The sequence below is a fragment of the Lysinibacillus sp. A4 genome (genome assembly GCF_024919535.1).
GTDB lineage: Bacteria > Bacillota > Bacilli > Bacillales_A > Planococcaceae > Lysinibacillus > Lysinibacillus capsici.
In genome coordinates, this window is the sequence record NZ_JANWTB010000003.1 from 17844 (window position 1) to 37487 (window position 19644).

Below are 19644 nucleotides of genomic sequence, written 5' to 3' on the forward strand. Positions count from 1 at the left end.
ATTAAAAATCCATTTGTTTGTCACAAACATGGAGAAGTTCCAGTTTACAGACACCTTTCATATCATTTATAATGAGTAAGAGATTATTGTGTCGTGGGCAAAAGGAGGGGAAATTTCATGGATAATATGTATAAAGTTATGGCATTCTGGACAGGTATTTTTGCCGTTATGTTCTACCTTGGAGGTATGAACGAGGTATCGCTATTATTCTTAGGTAATACAGGTTTATTCTTATTATTAGGCTTCTTAAACCTTTCAGAACGTATGTACATGTACATTTTCGGAGCATATTTAACTGTATTCTTCGCTGGCTTCACGTACTATACAACATTCATTCACGTACCTGGTGGCGGTCATTAATACAAACAAAATCGCGTATCTCACTTTCGGTGAGATACGCTTTTTTATGTGCTAAAACAGTTTATTGTCCCTATTTTAAAATCCATTTAAAAAAGGATTTGTCTCCATTTCTGCACCTACCGTTGTATAATTACCGTGTCCAGGATAGATAATAGTATCCTCAGGTAATGTCAACAGTTTATGATGGATAGATTCCAATAAAATTTTGGTTGATCCACCTAATAGATCTGTACGTCCTACACCTTGTTCAAATAACGTATCTCCCACGATGGCAAAACCGTCATTTTCAAAGATATAAGAAATACTCCCCGGTGAATGCCCAGGTGTAAAAACAGCTTGAAACACAAAATTACTTATTTCAATTTGCTGCTCTTTTTTGATGATTGTATCTTGCGCTGGTGCGGCTACCCTATAATCTGGTAATGCAGGATATTTACTAGAGCCATTCTTCGTTGGATCTGCTAGCCAACTAACTTCCTTTTCATGAATCCATACAGGAACGTCAAATACCTCACGCACTGCATCTACTGCCCCTATATGATCAAAATGGGCATGTGTTAAAAAGATAGCAAGAGGTTTTAAGCCGTTGCTACGGATTGTTTTAATTAGACGCTCCGCCTCTTCACCTGGATCAAATACGATACATTCTTTTTCTTTATTCGATACGATATAGCAATTCGTTTGGACGGGACCAAGAGAATAACTTCGTACGTTCATCATAGTTATCACCTCAACTTCCTATTATACAGGCTTTGCCACAATTTGACGATAAATGTTCATAGTTTACAGTATTTTAGTCCTCGACAAAAACAAGTAGAACGTTTACAATTAAGGAGGAATATTGTTTGCGACATTCATTTTCTGATGTCGAAAGGAGTGTCTATTTTTAATGAACTTATTAATGGTTATTTTTGGTCTAGTAGCGATTTTAGCTGTATTTGGTACATTCCAAGCAATTAAAGAAAAGAACCTATTAAGCGTTGTTTTCAACTTATTAAGTGCTGCTGTATTCGGATGGTTCGTCATCATGACGATTGTTCACAGCGGTTACCCACCAAAATTACACTAAAATTCAGACAGAAAAAGAGCAGTCTCTTCGGAGATTGCTCTTTTTTTGTCTATTATTACTTATTGAATTGAAGAAACCGCTTCTTGCCGATTTGTAGAACATCATTATTCATTAATACTTGTGATATGTCATCCATCGCCATTTTTTCTCCATTCAAGGATACTCCTTTTTGCTTGATTACCCTCAAAAACTCACTCTTACTTTGAATAAAACCCATTGCCACTAGTTGTGGAATGATATCCACGATTCTTTCCTTATCAATTTCTAAGAGCAGTATAGGAATGTTTTTCGGTATTTCCTTTTTTTGAAATGCTGCTTCAAAATAAGCTTTTGCTTCCTCCACTGCTGTAGATCCATGGTATAAAGCCGTTATAATTTCTGCTAATAGGAATTTCAAATCGCGGGGATTCTCTCCCTTTTGTAGTCTATCTTGAATAGCCTGCACGTGTAGTGGATGCTCATCTGTTGCTAATTCGAAATATTTGATAATTAAAGTATCTGGTACTTCCATCACCTTTTTAAACATAATCTCAGGTGCTTCATTGATGCCAATATAATTACCTAAACTCTTACTCATTTTTTCAATACCATCTAACCCCTCTAGTAAGGGCATAAAAATAGCAATTTGTTTTTCTAATCCTCGATGCTTTTGTAAGGTGCGTCCCATTAAAATATTGAACGTCTGATCCGTTCCACCTAACTCTATATCTGCCTCAAGTTCTACTGAATCATATGCTTGCATAAGCGGGTAGAAAAACTCATGTATACCAATTGGGATGTGCTGTTGGTAACGTTTCTGAAAATCTTCGCGCTCTAGAAGTCGAGCAACAGATGTTGTGGCTGCTAGCTTGATGACTTCTTCAAAGGACAGCTTCGCTAACCATTCACTATTAAAACGAACCGTTGTCTTGTTCGGATCTAGTACTTTAAAAATTTGCTCACAATAAGTTTGGGCGTTTTTCTTCACTATATCGTCATTTAAGGCTGTTCGCCCCTTAGCTTTACCTGTAGGATCGCCAATTCGTCCTGTAAAATCACCGATAACAATCACTGCATGATGGCCTAAATCTTGCATTTGCTTGATTTTCCGTAGAACAACCGCATGACCTAAATGAATATCTGGTGCGGACGGATCGAGCCCTAGCTTAATCGTTAAAGGTCGCTGTTCTTTATACGATCGCTCTAATTTTTTAAGTAAATCCTGTTCATCAACAATCTTGCTAGCACCTTTCTTGATAATCGCTATTTGCTCCTTTGGTGTAAAAAACATACGAAACATCTCCTTGTAATATTAAATATTAATATTGCAAGTTCTATAAGAGTATATGGGGTACCGATTTTGTTGACAAGGCCTTAATCACTTTACACGTTTTGGCTTAGAAGGCATAAAAAAAACGCCTTTAGGAAATTCCTAAAGGACGTAGATAAACGTGTTACCACCTTTTTTCGAGAGCTATTCACATAGCTCTCCTCAACAAGTACAGCCATAGCGATACTTTTGCAATGATTACGGATGCAACCCCGTCGTAGCCTACTATAGTTTCGGTACGCAGCTCCAAGATGTATTCACTTTAATATCCCCTTGCGCCTCTCAACAACCGGCTACTCTCTGTCAGTTCCATTAAAGTTACTCGTTCTTTTCGATGCCTTTCACTCTTATACTCCGAAATGCGAAAAACAAATCTTCGTTATGCAGATATTTACACTTATTATAATCGTATCTTGCTATTTGTCAATAAAAAGAAATGTTCAATAAAGTGTATTCACGTTGCATAGTGTTGTAAAACATTGCGAAAGATGTTTTCGTTAGCATAGGCTTCACAAAAATTTTATGAATGGATGCTTGAGACTCATTCCTTTTTATCAGCAATATAAAAAGAGAGATCCCCTATACGAGATCTCTCTTTGATTATTTAACTGAATCCTGCTTTAAATTACCTGTTTTTTCGTCATAGAAGCGAAGTAAGTCTCCATTAATGATGGCATCAGAATTTTCTAGCTCCATTGTAGCACGATCAGCATAAGACTGACATGGCTCACCATCTATTTCTTCGCCAGTTGCTTTGTCATAGCAAGCTTCACCAGCATAGACGTATTTATCTGTAATAAAACGTCCATCACGGAAGACTACAAAGTCCTCATGCTCTGGAGAGAATAAATCTGCACCCATTTGCATATCTTTTGACGTTTCAACGCCAAGAAGGTGTAAGATCGTTGGACGTAAATCCATTTGTCCTGAAATCTCAGCCATTTCTTTTCCATCGCCAGCTCCTGGGATATGGATGAATAAAGGTACTTCTTGAAGCATTGCATTATCCATTGGTGTAATTTGATCTTTTCCTAAATATTGCGCCATTGCTTTATTATGGTTCTCAGAAATACCATAGTGATCCCCATACATCACAATAATAGAATTATCATAGACACCTTGATCTTTTAACTGTTGGAAGAAGTCTTTTAAAGCCTCATCCATGTAACGTACTGTTTGGAAGTAACGATTTAATGTACCTGAATTTGAATCATATTCAGGAATCATAATATCTTCTGGATCCAATGTAAATGGATAATGGTTCGTTAAAGTAATCAGTCTAGAGTAGAATGGCTGAGGCATATCTTTCATTAAAGCAGCTGATTGCTCTAAGAATGGAACATCTTTCATTCCCCAGTTTACAGCTTGCCCCTCTTCCACAGTATATGAATCTATATCGTAGAATTTATTAATTTTTAACGATTGATACATCATGTCACGATTCCAGAATGATTTATTATTAGGGTGCATGACATTTGTAAAGTATCCATTTTCTCCAAGGCGTTCAGCCATTGAATTATACGTATTTCCACCATGCGTGAAGAATACAGCACCTCGACCTAAACCAAACAATGAGTTTTCAACAATAAACTCCGAGTCAGATGTTTTTCCTAAACCTGTTTGGTGATAGAAGTTACTGAAATAATACGTATCTTTATCCTTTGTTAAAGAGTTTAAGAATGGCGTAATTTCATGACCATTCATGTCATTATTAATGACAAAGTTTTGTAATGACTCCATCGATACCACAATCAGGTTACGACCTTTATATTTCCCAAACATCTCTGGATTTACAGCAGCCTGATTAGAACGTATATAGTTGTTCACTTCTACTAGTTCACTACCATCAGCTAACGCACGTTGTGCAGATGATTTAGATTGAATATAAATGTCATACAAGTGGTAATTGTACGTACCAATGTTTTTTACTAATAATTCGCGGTCAAAACTACGTGTTAGTAATTGTGGACGCTCAGTTTCTGCTAATCCTAAATTTAAGAATGTCATTGCTATTGCAAGCACAAAGAATGCACGACGGAATTCAATATTCACTTTAAATGCATCTTTCATTTTTGGTAAAAATTTATTCGCTAAGATTAAGATCACGACATCAACGAAATATAATACATCCCAAGGCTCAACAATGGCTGCTACTGATGTTCCTAAGTCACTAAAGTTACTTGTTTGGAATAATACTGGTAGCGTAATAAAATCATTGTAGAATCGATAGAACGCTACATTTCCGTATAAAACAATGGACAAAATAACGCTGACCGTAATCAAATAACGATTTCTAGCTTTTGCTGATTTAAAGAATAGTGATAAACCATACGTAAATAGCAAGAAGCTTAATGGATTAATAAATAAAATAAACTGTTGCATTGCATTTTCAATTTTCATTTCAAAGCTTGTGTGGTAAACAATGACCGTTTTGATCCAAGTTGCTATAATTGCTAGTATCATAAATGAATGTTTAGGCCACTTTATTGATTTCATTCCTAACATCCTCCCTACTTCCTTACAAAAAAATAATAATTTTTTACATTTTGTTTCGGAAACAAAATATATCTTAATCCTTTTTTAACAGATAATCAACACATATCTTGTGGAAAATTTTTTCACCCTGCTCTTTCTATGCACCAGATATCTATATATACGTTTTGCATTGTAAAAAGTTTCATAAAAACATAAAAACAGCGGAAACCCACTGTTTTTAAGAATATTACATACATGTTACATTAATTTTACAATACCCAATTACATTATATTTCAAACATTACTTTTTATGCTCTTCCATACGAAGTCTTGTTGTTTCTTGTCGAATAAGCAGTAGGGCCATCTGATAATCTTTTATGTCTAGTACATTCGCTTTATAGAGCTCACGTATTTCATCCTCCATCAGCATTAAATCGCCAATAGGATCACGTGTATAAATATAGGTACCATATGTTTTCAAGAGTTCATAAATATCTAGCATTTTATCCATTTTCGTTCGCTCCTCGTTGTGCAACACAGTCAATACGTTTTGTGGGCGTCACAATGATATCTACTGGGCAATCATGTGCTTCAGTAGGAACACAATCAATGATTTGCTCATCAAAGAGTAGCGACATCAGCTTACCCTTCTTATAGTTTAATACATAGCGGTCATAATAACCACCGCCATAGCCGATTCGATAACCGTATGGATCAAAAACAACGCCTGGTACAACAATGATATCCATCTCATTTGCGTCAACAAACTCACTTTTTGCTGGAATGGGCTCACGCAAATGCATATATACAGTTTCAAGCTGTGCAAATGATTCAATGGCAAAAAACGACATTTCTCTTGTTTTCGGGTGACATTTAGGAACTGCGACCTTTTTACCTAGTTTCCATAATTCCTCAATTATAAGAATTGTGTCGACTTCTGGCTTATTTGAAATGGTCATGCCAATTATATTTGCTTCTATTATATATGGTTCCTGTAGCACCTTTTTTAAAACAGCTAATGATTGACGATGATAGTCCTCATCCGTCATAGTTGCAAGGGCTTGGCGTACCGTGTTTCGTAAAGTTGTTTTATCCATCTAGGCTACCTCCTATATCGTAAAACTTCATATCCTCCTGGAATTGTTACATTGAATGATGTGATAAAATGTAGAAAGCCAAAACCACTTGTGGTTTTGGCTTAATGAGCGATTACTTAGTTTCACGGTGAAGAGTGTATTTCTTCTCGCGAGAGCAATATTTTTTAAGTTCAAGACGCTCTGGATTGTTACGCTTGTTCTTTTTAGAAATGTAGTTACGTTCGCCGCAATCTGTGCAAGCTAAAGTAATATTTACGCGCATCATTAACCCTCCCACTCTATATCAAGAATTTAAATTTGAGCATGATTTATACGACTAACCTATTATAACATAAACTGAAAAAAAATCTACCTTCATTTCATATTAAGTTTGCATATGGTAAAATATCTTATAATTACATACTACATTGAGGTGAAGCTATTGGATTTATCCATCGTATTAATGAGTATTGGCATTTTTCTGATCATCGTTTCGTTCTTTTTCAAAAATAGCTCGAAAAAAATCGAACAAGATGTCGAAGAATTATCTATCTCCATCTTCCAAGAAACGAATAATTTAAAGCGTCGTCTAAAGATTGTGGAGGAAGAACTTTTACTAGGGCCTGAGTTCCAAGTGAAATCAAAATCAAGTATCCCTCCAAAAGGCCAAGATTCTAAAGTGCATCAAGTCATGCAGGCTGTTCAACAGGCTGCACAGGGGGCAAAAGTTGGACAAACAACAGCACAAGCAAAACCGATTCATCAAATTATTATTAGTCAGGTACTTGAATTAAATAAACAGGGTCTTTCTATAGCAGATATTAGTATTCGCTCAAATTTAACAGAAGAGCAAGTTCGGCAAGTGATTGCAAACGGGGGGCGTTGATTGATGAATATGTCTGCCATTCGCGCATTTGGTATAGCCATTTTTCTTGTTGGGGCATTGCTTGCACTCGCAAACCACTTCGATGTAAATATTGGTCTTCCTACCAAGGAATTTTCCAATCAACAACAGGTAAAAGAACTACAAAACAAATTAAGTAAGGCCAATCAAGAAATTGCCTCGTTAAAGGATCAATTAAAGCAAGTACATACGACTGAAAAAACTTCGACAACAGATGCATCTGAACAAGCTGATGAAGAAGCGGATACAGATGTTACAACGATGTCTCTGCAAATCTATAGTGGTATCACACCGTATAGTGTGGCACAAAAACTTGAAGACGGTGGCATTATTACCAATAGTGTTGAAATGGAGTTACTACTCGCTAACCCTAAATATGCTAGAAGCTTACAAATCGGCTCCTATGAGGTCAATTCTTCCATGACTTTAGAAGAAATAGCTAATTTAATTACAGGCAAGAAACAATAACATAAAAAGCTGTCGCCCATTCAGATATGAGGCGACAGCTTTTTTATTACGCTAAACTTTCTAGAAAGGCTTGCATCATCATACTGCCTTCTTTTGTGCCAATTGATTCGGGATGAAACTGCAGCCCATAAAGAGGATATTCTTTATGTTGGATGGCCATAATCTCTCCGTCATCCCCCGCTGTTGCGAGTATCTTAAAATCCATGTGTAAAGTTTGTTCTTCAATAATAAGTGAATGATAGCGCATAACCTCGATATCTCCATCTAATTTGGCAAATAAACCCGTTTGCTCGTATTGTAATGGGGACAGCTTTCCGTGCATAATGTTTTTGGCCTGCACAATATTTGCGCCAAAAGCCAGCCCTATCGATTGGTGCCCAAGACAAATACCTAAAATAGGGAATTTTTGATAGAGTTCCTTGATGACCTCTATCGTTATCCCTGCTTCATTTGGCGTTCCTGGCCCTGGTGATAAAATGATGGCTTCTGGCGATAGTTTTTGAATTTCTTCTATAGTAATGGCATCATTTCGTACAACCTTGACGCTTTTTCCAAGCATACTGATTTGTTGAAATAAATTATAGGTAAAAGAATCGTAGTTATCTATTATTAAAATCATTTTTTTACCTCCAATAGGGCACGTGCCTTATTCAGTGTTTCTTCATATTCTGACAATGGAATCGAATCATAAACAATACCTGCTCCTGCCTGTACATGTGCCTTTTGATCCTTAATGAGCATCGTGCGAATCGCGAGGGCCAAGTCCATATCACCAGTTGTCGAAATGTAGCCTACTGCTCCCGCATATACCCCACGCTTTACTGGTTCTAATTCATTAATCAGTTGCATGGCCCGAATTTTTGGCGCCCCTGACACTGTGCCAGCAGGTAAACAAGCACGAAGTACATCCAGAACATGGAGGTCATCTCGCAATTCGGCAATCACCTCAGATACCATATGCATCACATATTTATAGCGCTCTATTTTCATATATTTATTTAGCTTGACGGAACCGACTTTTGCAATACGACCAAGATCATTGCGACCTAAATCCACTAACATACGGTGTTCAGCTATTTCCTTGCTATCCTCTAATAGCGCATTTGCGATTGCTTCATCCTGTTCTATTGTCATGCCACGCGGCTTTGTACCTGCTATTGGGTTGGTTGTCACTTTTCGATTTTTTACCTTTACAAGACTTTCAGGAGATGTTCCTAAAATAACATAGTCACCATAATCCATATAAAACATATAGGGTGACGGGTTAGACGTGCGCAATTGACGATAGAGCGAAAATGGCGAACCTGTAAACGGCGCAGAAAAACGTTGCGATAACACAATTTGGAAAATATCACCTCTCAAAATATGCTGCTTAGCACGTTCCACCAAAGCAACAAATCGTTCCTTTGAAATCATAGGCTTAAACTGTAGCTCATCCACCTTTAATGCCTCAAAGGTCGTACCTGCACAAAGCTGTTGCTCCATCGTTGTAATAGCAGCTTCCATCTCCTCTAATGAACGCCCATCCTGAAATAGATCAATCGAAGCTAGTGTAATTTCCTGTGTTAGATGATCAAAAACAATAAATGTATCATAGAAAAAAACATGAACATCAGGCATAGCTAAATCATCCTGTAAATAGTCCCCTATTTTTTCTGTGTAAAATGCTGTTTCATAGCCAAAGACACCTATCGCTCCTCCAAAGAAAGCAAAAGGATAGCTTTCTTCATGAAAGGGTATTAGTTCTTTTAATCGATCAAGCACATTGCCCCTAGCCTTGTCATTTTCTGCTCCTTTTGAAAACACGAATTCTTCATTGTTTCCTTTTAGTTCAGCCACTGGATTGATGGCGATAAAGGAATATCGCCCACTTTCCTCATGTTTCGCTGAGGATTCGAACAACATTTTATGCTGCCCTTTCAGTGATTGATACACAGAGATCGGGGTCATCATATCCCCCTGTAATACTTTCATAGCATACTTTCTAAGCTCAACTGTCATACTCTTCTCTCCTTCTCTAAGCTCTTCTCATCTACACCTCATCTATCTTTAGCAGCAGAAATCTGCTAAAGGCTTTCTCTTCATTCAGCTAAAACATTTGCCGTCTAAAGAAAAAAATATAAAAAGGCCTTTCCATCACAAAAGGACGGAAAAGCCGTGGTGCCACCTTCATTGGTCTCCTGATAGGAAAACCCTCTCTAAGCCTTGTAACGTAGGCATCCGCTAATCCGTACTTTTTTCAGGATTAGAGCTCCGAAGTCCATTCACTAAACATTTGTACTAGTTTTCACCAACCACTAGCTCTCTATAACAAATTGTACTAGCTACTACTCTTCATCAAAGCTGATTTCTTGGTAATATTGTAAAGCAAACTATCTTACAATTCAATTTATTTTTTATTTCGCAGACTTTCTTCTTCAGGATGGCTAGCTAATGTAATCGATAGCTCCTCCATTATTTGACGAATCGCAAATAAAATATCCTGCCGCACTTCCAGCATAACAGCAGTATCATTTGTGGCAACAAAGAATCGAACAAGCACGCGATACGAATCATGATGAAATTCATCTATAAATACATGAATCATGTCTTTCTCTGTTTTAGCATGTAAATAAATTTCCTTATGAATGGCCGTTAAAGCGCTACGTATGTCTTCCTCATCATTATCAGCAGCGATATATAAAAATTGCTCACACTTCCGTTTTTCTCGTTTAGATAAATTATAAAGAGGACGATTCACTAAATAGGAGTTCGGCACATACACAAGTCCTTTATCGCCTGTTTGAATTAACGTACTTCTTAAATTGATATCCTCAATCGTTCCTTCAATTTTTTGATCCTCTGTCGCAATCCAATCTCCTATTTGGAATGGATTATCTAAAGCTACGGACATGCCACCAAATACATGCGCTAGTGTATCGCGAATCCCAAAGGCAATCGCCACACCCGTTAAGCCGATTCCAGTTAAAAAGCCATTCAGATTAAAATCCCAAAAGGAAGCAATCGTAAACATAGCAAAAATCATGATAAGTACTTTACCGATTCGTAGAAAAAACGGTAATAAAACATTCTGATCCTCTTCGCTCGTTAATTCAAATGGTTGTTTCGTATAAAAATTCAAAACATCATAAATCCCTTTAAAAGCAAGAAACACCATAATAGACAATACAAAATTCTTTGTTGATGGATGTGTAAATAAAGGGACTTTTATTAAATAAGATAAGCTTAGCACAATGACCGTCGTCATAAAGGCATAGCCAATTGCTTTACTAAATTGAGCCAGTACATTTGCTTGGAAATTGCGCTGACGATCTTTTAAAAATAGCACAACACGATGAATAATTTTTTTGATGATGAATCGTTGAATAAGCCACCCTACTAAACAAATAATGACAGCAATTAAGCCATCTAGCCAGGTTGGGACTGTAAATTTAGGTAATAACCAATGTAATGAATCCATGTATTTCTCCTTTATAACTACCTATGTATCGCCAGCAAAAAGGAGCCGACCTTCAGTAATGGTTAGCCCCGTTCTTGTTATTGTATGGCATCATCTGCAAAAAAAGCCCTACTAGCAAACCAAAATTGCTGTTTATTAAAGTTATGTTCATGCATGGCAATTACCGAAAATTCAGCATGATATTTTTGCTTCATTTCCTTTAGCATCATTTTTGCTTGCTTGCCAACGAGATGCTGCCCATCAATAGGTGCTCCTTCTGTAAAAATAATGACATCTGCTTCTGTACCTAATTGATTTTCCTGTAGCAATGCTTTCACAAATTGTAAAACAGGTAAAATGGCTGCCTCTCCCTTTGCCTTATATTCGATAAAACTTTTAAAATCAGCTAAATTTAAATGACCATTTTCAAAGCGGTAGTGGACATGAATTTGCCGATCATACGGTACAATGTATAAATCACGGCCTTCTCGATGTGCACTCATAAATAACGCTAAAATCATACTTTTACAAATCTCAGAATAAGCGGCCATTCCTGTCGTTTGTTCTAAACAAATAATCATCGGGCCAGGGTCTTGTTGATAATCATGAAAGGGTACATAGTAAATATTGCCGCTTTTCGTTGTCTGTTGCTTCAGCTTTTGACGTCTAAGCTCTGACCATTTTCGTTCATAATACTGGCGTTGCTCTTTGCCATTTGCTAAGCGTTCTGCCTTCTCAATAGCAGGAATATTCTCTTGGATTTCATGCATGATATCCGTCAATTCCAGAGCAAATGCTGCCATATTTCGTAATGGCTCACTCTTGAAAAAATAATCGATAAAATAATGTTGTTCCCCTTCACTTAACTCCTCTATATGTAGGTTTTCATAGAGAAAACGTAAATAGTCAAGTTGTTCTATTGTCAACTGCTTGTCAAATTGCTTGATGAGGGATTCAATTGCATCTTTCATATAGCAGCACCTCCTAAGCACCACATTTTTTGGATAATGTCTATAGTATAACCAAAAAAAATTTTTGACAATACAAAAACGCTTGCTATAAAGACGCTACAGCCAAAGACAATGTTGCTGCTTCAGGAGATTTTTTTCGGCAAATGAAAAAAAGAGCTAAAACGCAGCTCTTCTTTCTTAATTATTTAATTCATAATGTTTGCCTTTTACTAAGTAAAATAGATGTTCAGCAATATTTGTAGCATGATCAGCAGAACGCTCTAAATAGCGGCAAATAAATGTTAGGTGCGTAATCTGTGAAATATGGGAGGGGTTTTCTACCCCAGCACGGAGTAAAAGGGTGATCGTTGCCCCGTATAAATCGTCCACGTAATCATCTAACTCTGCAATCTCTTTAGCGCGTACCGTATCTTCCTCAGTAAAGGCCTTCATGATGCTCTCTAGCATTTCTACTGTTTTATTGCACATGGTTTGGAGATTTGTTATTGGGAATATCATTGGCTCCTTACCAATTCGAATTGCTTCTTTAGCTATATTAACCGCATAGTCCCCTACTCTTTCCATATCTGAAGCTGCCTTTACGAGAACCATGAGACGGCGTAAATCTGTTGCTACTGGTTGTTGCTTGGCAATCATTAGGATCACATGGTCATTAATTTCTTCTTCAAGGCGATTAATGATTAAATCGTCCTCCAAAATTTTCAAAGACTTTTCTAAATCCTGCTCTACCAATGCTTCAAAAGCTGTTTTTAATGCAAGGATACTGCTATTGGCAATGGCAAGAAATTGCCCCTGTACCTCTTTTAACTCTTGTTCAAAACGTTCACGTACGATCATTCATTGCTCCTCCTTAGCCGAAACGTCCTGAAATATAGTCTTCTGTACGTTGATCTGCTGGTGTTTGGAAAATAACATCCGTTTTATCGTATTCGACAACCTCTCCACTTAGGAAGAATGCTGTACGATCAGAAATACGTGCCGCTTGCTGCATATTATGTGTCACGATGACAATGGAATAATCCTTTTTCAGTTCTTGGACCAGCTCTTCCACTTTCAACGTAGAAATCGGGTCCAAGGCAGATGTTGGCTCATCCATTAAGATGACATCAGGCTCAATCGCTAAGCAACGTGCAATACAAATACGTTGTTGCTGACCACCTGATAATCCGTAGGCATTTTGATTCAAACGGTCTTTTACCTCGTCCCAAATGGCTGCCCCTCTTAATGATTTCTCCACAATTTCATCGAGAATTTTTTTATTTTTAATGCCATGAATTCTTGGTCCATAGGCAATGTTATCATAAATAGATTTTGGAAACGGGTTTGGCTTTTGGAATACCATACCTACACGTGTTCTTAATTCCTCTACCGTATAGTTTTTATCTAAAATATTTCGCTCACGATATAAAATTTCTCCTGATGTACGTACGATTGGTACAAGTTCAACCATGCGGTTTAATGTTTTTAGATACGTAGATTTCCCACAGCCAGATGGTCCAATAATAGCCGTTACTTCATTTTCATAGATGCTTAAATTAACATCTTTTAAACCATGATGATCACCATACCATAAGTTTAAATCGCGTGTATCATAGACAATATTTTTCGCCACATCTGCTACAGACTTAGTCGTTGCCTGATTCCGTTTGACAATTGTTTTTTCCTCTTTAAAATCTACTACCATAAGGTCACCTCATTAATAACGTTTTTGGAATTTATTTCGGATATAGATGGCGATCGAATTCATTAATAGCAGCACTGTCATAAGCACTAAAATACCTGCTGCTGCTACATACTGAAAGGCTTCTTGTGGTCGTTTTGCCCAATCATAGATTTGCATTGGTAATGCTGTAAATTGACTCAGCAAGCCATTCGGTAAAAACTGCAGGATAACTGGAATTCCAATTACAACTAGTGGAGCTGTTTCTCCAATGGCACGAGATAAGGCTAAAATACTTCCTGTTAAAATACCTGGAATGGCAGCTGGCAATACAACACGCAAAATCGTTTGCCATTTCGTTGCACCCATGCCATATGAAGCTTCACGTTGTTCGTTTGGCACTGCACGAATAGCCTCTTGAGCCGCTACAATGATAACAGGTAAAATTAACAAACTCATTGTAAAGCCAGCAGCTAAAATACTTTTTCCTAGACCCATCATACGTACAAAAATAGTTAATCCAAGTAATCCAAAAACAATGGAAGGAACACCTGCTAGATTCGATATATTCATGCGAATAAAGTCATTGATTTTATTTTTCTTGGCATACTCCTCTAAATAAATCGCAGTACCAACTCCTAAAATAATTGATACTGGTGCTACAACTGCCATTAACCAAAGCGAACCGATTAAAGCAGCTTTGATACCTGCCTTATCCGCAAATCGTGAGGCAAAATTCGTCAAGAAATCGATATTTAAGTAATCAATCCCCTGTGTCACAATGCGATACAGTAAAATAGCTAAAGCAACAAGTGCAAACGTAGTAGCTAAGAAAAAGAGCGTTTTCCAAACTTTATTTGCTGTAATACGCTTTGTCATTCGTTTCATGACGACCGTGTCATCCATATAGCGCATGCTAGTAAACCTCCCTGAAGCGTTTCGAAATATAGTGAGCAAGTAAATTCATTACTAGAGTAAAGATAAATAGTGTGAATCCTACTGAATAAATTGAATAATAAATGGTTGTACCATAACCCGCATCACCAGTTGAAACCTGTACAATGTATGCAGTCATTGTTTGAATAGAGTCTGTTACATTAAGGTCAAATTTCGGTGTTGAACCACCTGCAAGCGATACAATCATTGTTTCTCCAATTGCCCGGGAAATAGCTAACACAACAGAAGCGATAATCCCTGAAAGCGCAGCGGGTAATACTACTTTGATTGCTACTTCAAATTTCGTAGCACCTAGAGCTAAGGCTCCTTCACGCATACTATTTGGTACAGAGGACATGGCATCTTCTGAAAGAGATGTAATCATTGGTAAAATCATAATCCCTACAACAATACCAGGACTTAATGCATTAAAAAGTTTTAGTCCAGGTACAATTTCTTGTAAAACTGGAGTGACAAATGTTAAAGCGAAGAAGCCATAAACAATTGTTGGCACACCTGCTAATACCTCTAAAATAGGTTTCACTGTTCGTCGTGTTTTCTCACTTGCATATTCACTTAAATAGATAGCTGAAGCAATTCCAAATGGTACAGCTACTACAACTGCAATAAGTGTCACTTTTAATGTACCAGCGATTAATGGCAGAATCCCAAATAACGGTTCGTTACCTGAAAACGGTAACCATTTAGTACCGAAAAGGAAATCCGTAATCGACACACGTTTAAAGAATTCAAACGTTTCAAAAATAAGGGTGAAAACAATGCCAAATGTTGTTAATATCGAAATAATAGCTGCAGAAAATAATAGAGCTGGCATGGCTTTTTCCACTATTTTCTTTGTTTTTTGGTTGCGCGAATTTGCAATTAATTGCTGCACAGATGATGTCTTATCTTCCTTTTGAGAAACCATTGGGAGCTCCTTTCAAATAAGTGAGGGAAAGAGCACACATCTCTTTCCCTCTATGCATGTCTTCTTATTTTAAGCCTTCTAAAGTTTTTAAGCCTTCAGTATATTTTTCTTCAGGTAAACGAACATAGCCTACTGCTTCAGCCATATCGCCTGCGTTTTCAAGTGTAAATTTAATGAAGTCGTAAGCTGCTTCATTGTCCTTCATCGCACTATTTTTTACGTATGTGAATAATGGACGTGAAAGTGGTGTATATTCGCCACCTTCAATTGTTTCATTTGTTGGCTCTACGCCATTTACTTTGACAATGTTTAATTTATCTTTATTTTCAAGGTAGTACGCATAACCGAAGAAGCCGATCGCATTTTTATCACCAGCTACACCTTGCACTAGCATATTATCATCCTCTGATAATGTTGCTGAGCTTACTAGATCTGCTCCATCTAAAATCACTTCATCAAAGTAGTCGTATGTGCCTGAATCAGTACCTGGTGAATAGTAAACGATTTTTTCATCTGGCCAAGATGGATCAATATCAGACCACTTTTTCTCTGTCCCATCTTCAATCCAAATTTTTTGTAGTTGTTCTACCGTTAAATCCTTCGCCCAATCATTTTCTGGGTTCACGACTACTGATAAACCGTCATATGCTAAAGCTAGCTCTGTAAAATCAATGCCCGCTTCTTCTAATTTCGCTTTCTCTTCATCTTTTATATTACGAGATGCATTTGAAAAGTCTGTTTCACCTGCGATGAATTTTTCAAAACCACCACCAGTACCAGAAACCCCCACTGATACTTTGACATCTGGTTGTGTACCTGCATACTCTTCAACAACTGCCTCAATGATTGGTGCTACTGTTGATGAGCCATCTCCAGCTACAGACCCTTGTAGCTTTTCATCAGCAGCTTCTTGTCCTGAGCTTGCTGGTGCGTTCGTTTCTGTATTGTTTCCGTTTTGTGCAGAATCGCTACCACATGCACCTAGCATTAATGCAGAACCCATTACCGCTGTCATCGTTAAGTACTTCCACTTTTTCATCTCATTTGCCTCCGTCATGAACTGTTTTATAGTTATTTGTCTTACAATCTTTACTATAATGACTGATTGTTGAAGTCGTATAAACGGTTCGTAAAAGAGATGTAAAGGAATGTAATGCTTTGTAAACGTTTGTAAAGATGAATTTACAATAGAGGAAACTTGCTTCCTATAGGAAAGGTGTTATAATAAGCAATTGTGTCAGGAAATATTTATTTTAATGATAAGGAGAGTTTGACCTTTGTCATGAAACATGCAAAAGTACAAAATGTCGATTATTTTAAAACATATTTATCATTAGTAATGGAACATCGGGACTACACACTTCAAGAGGCGATTGATTTTATGCTAGCTTCTTATTTCTATAACAATATAGAACTTTATGGGGTAAAACCAAGAGAGCAATTTGAATTAGCCATTCAGCAATTATCCGCATAAAGGCACTAAATAACTGAAAGGGGCATTTTGCTATGCAAACGCCCCTTTCACTACTTACGTTAAGTTTAAATTTCACAACTGATTCAGTTCATCAGCAATTTTGACAAGTGCCTCTGAATTGCGCACAGTGTCAACGATCGCTATAGTGGATTTTTGAAAATGAATAGAAATCACCCAACTGGTATTTCAATACCTTATTATTGCCAAAACAAGCTATACATTCCATATTTACTTAAGATTAGCTTAACATCATTCAAAATTCATAAAAAAGTAAAAATAAAACGGATTTGGAAAATAATTTTTCCAAATCCGTTTTGTATTAGCGCATATCCAATACCCTTTATTCCTGCTCATTCTCTCCAATTTTTTCTTCCGTAATCGCTGGTAAAATTGGCTGTTTTACATTGCTATCAGTTACTTTTTCAGCTTGATATTTTGCTTTTAATTCAAAATACTTATCTAAAGAACGTCTAGCAATGACATTATTTTGATAGTAGTGTGGCGCTAAATTTGTATTAACCCATGGGATCACAACTGCATAGGCAATTTCAGGATTTTCATATGGGGCAAAGCCAACATGCGTTAAATTAATCGTATTTGTGCCGTAGTGCTCACGTAACGGACCATAATACACTACCTCTGCTGTCCCTGTTTTCCCTGCAGCTGTATATGGAGTATCGGCAAATTGTGCTCGTGCTGTACCATGTGAACCAGTATATACACGACGTAGCCCTTGCTTTACATAATCGATCTCTTCTTTAGGATTATCTATTTGATTCAAAATAGTTGGACCTACTTCTGTTACTAACTGCCCTAATTGCTTCCCATCCTGTGATGGGTCTCGAACCTCTTTCACAACATGTGGCTGAATACGATAGCCACCATTGGCAACTGTTGAAATATATTGTGCAAGTTGAAGTGGTGTATACGTATCATACTGACCAATCGCCAAGTCAAGTGTTTTACCACCCATTGTTGGACCGGATGGACCACGCACTCCGCTAAATTCATTTGGTAAATCAATGCCTGTTTTCACACCTAAACCAAATTGCGCATAATTATTACGCATTTTTGAGAACGTATCGTCCTTTAAGCGTAATGGCATACCATAACTATAAGGGGTTCCATTAAGCAGCAACGCAATTTTAAACATATAGGAGTTGGAAGAACGTTCTAATGCCAACAAGTCATTCATCGGAATATATCCAGCCCTGTTAAAAATAGACGTTTTCGGATCCGTGCTAGCTAATTTAATCGGCTCGTCTCCCATTGAAGTACCCATCGAAATAACGCCCTGATTGTAGCCAGTGAGAACTGTTGCTGCTTTAACAGATGAACCTGCCTCATAAGCCGTTGTAAACGATCCATATGCATAGTCAACGACTTCATTTTGCCCTGTCTCGGGATTCTTTTCTATTTTCTTACCTACCATCGATAAAATGTCGCCTGTATTTGGATCCATCATAATTAGGAAGGCACGGTCTAATAGATAGGAGCCTGGAAGAGCTTTTAATTTAAGCAGTTCTTCTTCTACAATCTTATCCGTTTCAGCCTGCAGTTCACTATCCAAGGAAAGGATTAAGTCTTTACCTGGCTCCCCTTCATAGGTTGTGACTGTATCGACTACCTGACCTTTTTTATTGGTAATATTTTTGACGACTGTTTTTTGACCTTGTAGTAATTCTTCATATTGTGCTTCAATGTAACTTTCTCCCACACGGTCATTACGTGAGTAGTCACGTGCTAAATAGTAATTGAGCTTCTCTTTCGGTATCCCTTTTGTTGGGACCGTTGTACGTCCAAGAATAGATAAAGATGATAATTTGACACGTTTCCAGTCTGTTGTTGTATTAACACCTGGTAGTTCAGTTAAACGCTCCGATACACGAGCAAATTCATCTGCTGATACATTCTCACTTTTAATGATTTGAGGGGATAGATTATAGCCAGACACCATTTCACGATAAATCGCTAATACTTCTAAATCTGCCTCTGTTAATTGTAAAAGTTCTTCGTTTGTTATACGTTCGCGTACCAGTTTATCAATCTCTGCATTAATTTGGCTGGTTGTAATATTTTCTTGTGCATTAATCTTTGTTTTTTCTGCCTCTGTGACTTTTTCATAAGCTGCATCGTGATTTTGTAGTATCCAGAAATCCTGTTTATCACGCAATGTGACACGCTTTGTTGGCTGTTCAATCAATTGTGCCAGCTTTTTCGCGATATCAAGCATCTCCTCTGTTGTGGTCGTTTGCATTTTCGTATACGTTATGGCATTTTCTGGGTGATTATCCACTAAAATACGACCATAACGATCATACATGCGTCCCCTTGGTACACTTGTATTCACAGGTACCTCTTCTTTACGCTCTAAATCACGTACATAATCTTCCCCTTTGACGATTTGCATATAGCCAAGTCTAAAAATTAACATTGAAAATACGATAAATATTGCAAAGAAAAGGATATTCATACGAAATGTTAAGTTAGAATGATGTTTTGCTTTAACACTCGCCGCGCGATTTTTTCCAGGTGCTTTGCGCATATGTATTCCCCTCCTCATCTTCTGATCATT

The 19644-nt window shown here is 37.3% G+C and carries 21 protein-coding genes and 2 other annotated features; of the genes, 5 read left to right on the top strand and 16 right to left on the bottom strand.

The window, feature by feature from the left end; all coding sequences use genetic code 11:
- Positions 1 to 117 precede the first annotated feature (117 nt).
- Entirely contained in the window at positions 118 to 360 is a 243-nt protein-coding gene (locus NY607_RS05390) for a DUF2626 family protein (protein WP_004231035.1), read from the top strand.
- Positions 361 to 435: 75 nt separating this feature from the next.
- On the opposite strand, the gene NY607_RS05395 is transcribed toward NY607_RS05390, so the two are convergent.
- A complete protein-coding gene (locus NY607_RS05395) occupies positions 436 to 1080 on the bottom strand; it encodes an MBL fold metallo-hydrolase (protein ID WP_131520608.1) in 645 nt (214 codons plus the stop codon).
- 169 nt (positions 1081 to 1249) lie between these two features.
- On the opposite strand from NY607_RS05395, the gene NY607_RS05400 reads away from it, so the two are divergent.
- Entirely contained in the window at positions 1250 to 1429 is a 180-nt protein-coding gene (locus NY607_RS05400) for a DUF2759 domain-containing protein (protein WP_004231029.1), read from the top strand.
- Positions 1430 to 1484: 55 nt separating this feature from the next.
- Here NY607_RS05400 and tyrS read toward each other — a convergent pair whose 3' ends face one another.
- From tyrS to rpmG, 5 genes are all read right to left on the bottom strand, one after another.
- Entirely contained in the window at positions 1485 to 2699 is a 1215-nt protein-coding gene (gene tyrS, locus NY607_RS05405; RefSeq protein WP_131520607.1) for a tyrosine--tRNA ligase, read from the bottom strand.
- A gap of 141 nt (positions 2700 to 2840) precedes the next feature.
- Positions 2841 to 3082: a binding site (T-box leader), on the bottom strand.
- A 256-nt stretch (positions 3083 to 3338) separates the two neighbouring features.
- Complete coding sequence (locus NY607_RS05410; protein ID WP_237898259.1) at positions 3339 to 5234, bottom strand: LTA synthase family protein; 1896 nt, start codon at positions 5232 to 5234, stop codon at positions 3339 to 3341.
- Between the two features lie 280 nt (positions 5235 to 5514).
- Positions 5515 to 5724, bottom strand: a complete 210-nt coding sequence (locus NY607_RS05415) for a YqgQ family protein (RefSeq protein ID WP_004231021.1) — start codon at positions 5722 to 5724, stop codon at positions 5515 to 5517.
- Positions 5717 to 6310 (bottom strand): 5-formyltetrahydrofolate cyclo-ligase, encoded by a 594-nt coding sequence (locus tag NY607_RS05420; protein ID WP_259419294.1) that lies wholly within the window; start codon positions 6308 to 6310, stop codon positions 5717 to 5719. Before NY607_RS05420 ends, NY607_RS05415 begins: the two co-directional genes overlap by 8 nt.
- A 112-nt stretch (positions 6311 to 6422) precedes the next feature.
- Positions 6423 to 6572 carry a 50S ribosomal protein L33 gene (gene rpmG / locus NY607_RS05425; RefSeq protein WP_008408521.1) on the bottom strand — a complete coding sequence of 50 codons (150 nt, stop codon included), beginning with the start codon at positions 6570 to 6572 and terminating at the stop codon, positions 6423 to 6425.
- Between the two features lie 150 nt (positions 6573 to 6722).
- Between rpmG and NY607_RS05430 the strand changes: the two genes are divergently transcribed.
- Both NY607_RS05430 and NY607_RS05435 read left to right on the top strand, forming a co-directional pair.
- Entirely contained in the window at positions 6723 to 7175 is a 453-nt protein-coding gene (locus NY607_RS05430) for a hypothetical protein (RefSeq protein WP_259419443.1), read from the top strand.
- A gap of 3 nt (positions 7176 to 7178) precedes the next feature.
- A complete protein-coding gene (locus NY607_RS05435) occupies positions 7179 to 7661 on the top strand; it encodes a hypothetical protein (protein ID WP_131520651.1) in 483 nt (160 codons plus the stop codon).
- A 46-nt stretch (positions 7662 to 7707) separates the two neighbouring features.
- Here the strand turns inward: NY607_RS05435 and NY607_RS05440 are convergent, their stop codons facing one another.
- From NY607_RS05440 to NY607_RS05480, 9 genes are all read right to left on the bottom strand, one after another.
- Positions 7708 to 8280: an anthranilate synthase component II gene (locus tag NY607_RS05440; protein ID WP_131520603.1), complete on the bottom strand. Its 573-nt coding sequence runs from the start codon at positions 8278 to 8280 to the stop codon at positions 7708 to 7710.
- A complete protein-coding gene (trpE, locus tag NY607_RS05445; protein ID WP_259419295.1) occupies positions 8277 to 9662 on the bottom strand; it encodes an anthranilate synthase component I in 1386 nt (461 codons plus the stop codon). Before trpE ends, NY607_RS05440 begins: the two co-directional genes overlap by 4 nt.
- Before the next feature lie 138 nt (positions 9663 to 9800).
- Positions 9801 to 10011, bottom strand: a binding site (T-box leader).
- A gap of 39 nt (positions 10012 to 10050) precedes the next feature.
- On the bottom strand, positions 10051 to 11121 hold the full coding sequence (locus NY607_RS05450; RefSeq protein ID WP_131520601.1) for a mechanosensitive ion channel family protein: 1071 nt from the start codon (positions 11119 to 11121) through the stop codon (positions 10051 to 10053).
- Between the two features lie 77 nt (positions 11122 to 11198).
- Positions 11199 to 12071 carry a vWA domain-containing protein gene (locus tag NY607_RS05455; protein ID WP_259419296.1) on the bottom strand — a complete coding sequence of 291 codons (873 nt, stop codon included), beginning with the start codon at positions 12069 to 12071 and terminating at the stop codon, positions 11199 to 11201.
- 177 nt (positions 12072 to 12248) lie between these two features.
- Positions 12249 to 12908 (bottom strand): phosphate signaling complex protein PhoU, encoded by a 660-nt coding sequence (phoU, locus tag NY607_RS05460; RefSeq protein ID WP_048392248.1) that lies wholly within the window; start codon positions 12906 to 12908, stop codon positions 12249 to 12251.
- A gap of 13 nt (positions 12909 to 12921) precedes the next feature.
- Positions 12922 to 13755, bottom strand: a complete 834-nt coding sequence (gene pstB / locus NY607_RS05465) for a phosphate ABC transporter ATP-binding protein PstB (protein WP_131520599.1) — start codon at positions 13753 to 13755, stop codon at positions 12922 to 12924.
- A gap of 12 nt (positions 13756 to 13767) precedes the next feature.
- Positions 13768 to 14646, bottom strand: a complete 879-nt coding sequence (gene pstA / locus NY607_RS05470; protein ID WP_048392246.1) for a phosphate ABC transporter permease PstA — start codon at positions 14644 to 14646, stop codon at positions 13768 to 13770.
- A gap of 1 nt (position 14647) precedes the next feature.
- Complete coding sequence (pstC, locus tag NY607_RS05475) at positions 14648 to 15595, bottom strand: phosphate ABC transporter permease subunit PstC (protein ID WP_004231004.1); 948 nt, start codon at positions 15593 to 15595, stop codon at positions 14648 to 14650.
- Positions 15596 to 15659: 64 nt separating this feature from the next.
- Positions 15660 to 16634: a PstS family phosphate ABC transporter substrate-binding protein gene (locus NY607_RS05480; RefSeq protein WP_004231003.1), complete on the bottom strand. Its 975-nt coding sequence runs from the start codon at positions 16632 to 16634 to the stop codon at positions 15660 to 15662.
- Between the two features lie 243 nt (positions 16635 to 16877).
- Here NY607_RS05480 and NY607_RS05485 point away from each other — a divergent pair, with 243 nt between their 5' ends.
- Positions 16878 to 17069, top strand: coding sequence for a hypothetical protein (locus NY607_RS05485; RefSeq protein WP_009370174.1), 192 nt, complete (start codon positions 16878 to 16880; stop codon positions 17067 to 17069).
- A gap of 340 nt (positions 17070 to 17409) precedes the next feature.
- Here the strand turns inward: NY607_RS05485 and NY607_RS05490 are convergent, their stop codons facing one another.
- Positions 17410 to 19614: a peptidoglycan D,D-transpeptidase FtsI family protein gene (locus tag NY607_RS05490; protein ID WP_259419297.1), complete on the bottom strand. Its 2205-nt coding sequence runs from the start codon at positions 19612 to 19614 to the stop codon at positions 17410 to 17412.
- Between the last annotated feature and the right edge of the window lie 30 nt (positions 19615 to 19644).

Coding starts and splice junctions, on each gene's coding strand:
- NY607_RS05390 (WP_004231035.1), top strand. CDS start 118: ATGGATAATATGTATAAAGTTATGGCATTCTGGACAGGTATTTTTGCC.
- NY607_RS05395 (WP_131520608.1), bottom strand. CDS start 1,080: ATGATGAACGTACGAAGTTATTCTCTTGGTCCCGTCCAAACGAATTGC.
- NY607_RS05400 (WP_004231029.1), top strand. CDS start 1,250: ATGAACTTATTAATGGTTATTTTTGGTCTAGTAGCGATTTTAGCTGTA.
- tyrS (WP_131520607.1), bottom strand. CDS start 2,699: ATGTTTTTTACACCAAAGGAGCAAATAGCGATTATCAAGAAAGGTGCT.
- NY607_RS05410 (WP_237898259.1), bottom strand. CDS start 5,234: ATGAAATCAATAAAGTGGCCTAAACATTCATTTATGATACTAGCAATT.
- NY607_RS05415 (WP_004231021.1), bottom strand. CDS start 5,724: ATGGATAAAATGCTAGATATTTATGAACTCTTGAAAACATATGGTACC.
- NY607_RS05420 (WP_259419294.1), bottom strand. CDS start 6,310: ATGGATAAAACAACTTTACGAAACACGGTACGCCAAGCCCTTGCAACT.
- rpmG (WP_008408521.1), bottom strand. CDS start 6,572: ATGCGCGTAAATATTACTTTAGCTTGCACAGATTGCGGCGAACGTAAC.
- NY607_RS05435 (WP_131520651.1), top strand. CDS start 7,179: ATGAATATGTCTGCCATTCGCGCATTTGGTATAGCCATTTTTCTTGTT.
- NY607_RS05440 (WP_131520603.1), bottom strand. CDS start 8,280: ATGATTTTAATAATAGATAACTACGATTCTTTTACCTATAATTTATTT.
- trpE (WP_259419295.1), bottom strand. CDS start 9,662: ATGACAGTTGAGCTTAGAAAGTATGCTATGAAAGTATTACAGGGGGAT.
- NY607_RS05450 (WP_131520601.1), bottom strand. CDS start 11,121: ATGGATTCATTACATTGGTTATTACCTAAATTTACAGTCCCAACCTGG.
- NY607_RS05455 (WP_259419296.1), bottom strand. CDS start 12,071: ATGAAAGATGCAATTGAATCCCTCATCAAGCAATTTGACAAGCAGTTG.
- phoU (WP_048392248.1), bottom strand. CDS start 12,908: ATGATCGTACGTGAACGTTTTGAACAAGAGTTAAAAGAGGTACAGGGG.
- pstB (WP_131520599.1), bottom strand. CDS start 13,755: ATGGTAGTAGATTTTAAAGAGGAAAAAACAATTGTCAAACGGAATCAG.
- pstA (WP_048392246.1), bottom strand. CDS start 14,646: ATGCGCTATATGGATGACACGGTCGTCATGAAACGAATGACAAAGCGT.
- pstC (WP_004231004.1), bottom strand. CDS start 15,595: ATGGTTTCTCAAAAGGAAGATAAGACATCATCTGTGCAGCAATTAATT.
- NY607_RS05480 (WP_004231003.1), bottom strand. CDS start 16,634: ATGAAAAAGTGGAAGTACTTAACGATGACAGCGGTAATGGGTTCTGCA.
- NY607_RS05485 (WP_009370174.1), top strand. CDS start 16,878: ATGAAACATGCAAAAGTACAAAATGTCGATTATTTTAAAACATATTTA.
- NY607_RS05490 (WP_259419297.1), bottom strand. CDS start 19,614: ATGCGCAAAGCACCTGGAAAAAATCGCGCGGCGAGTGTTAAAGCAAAA.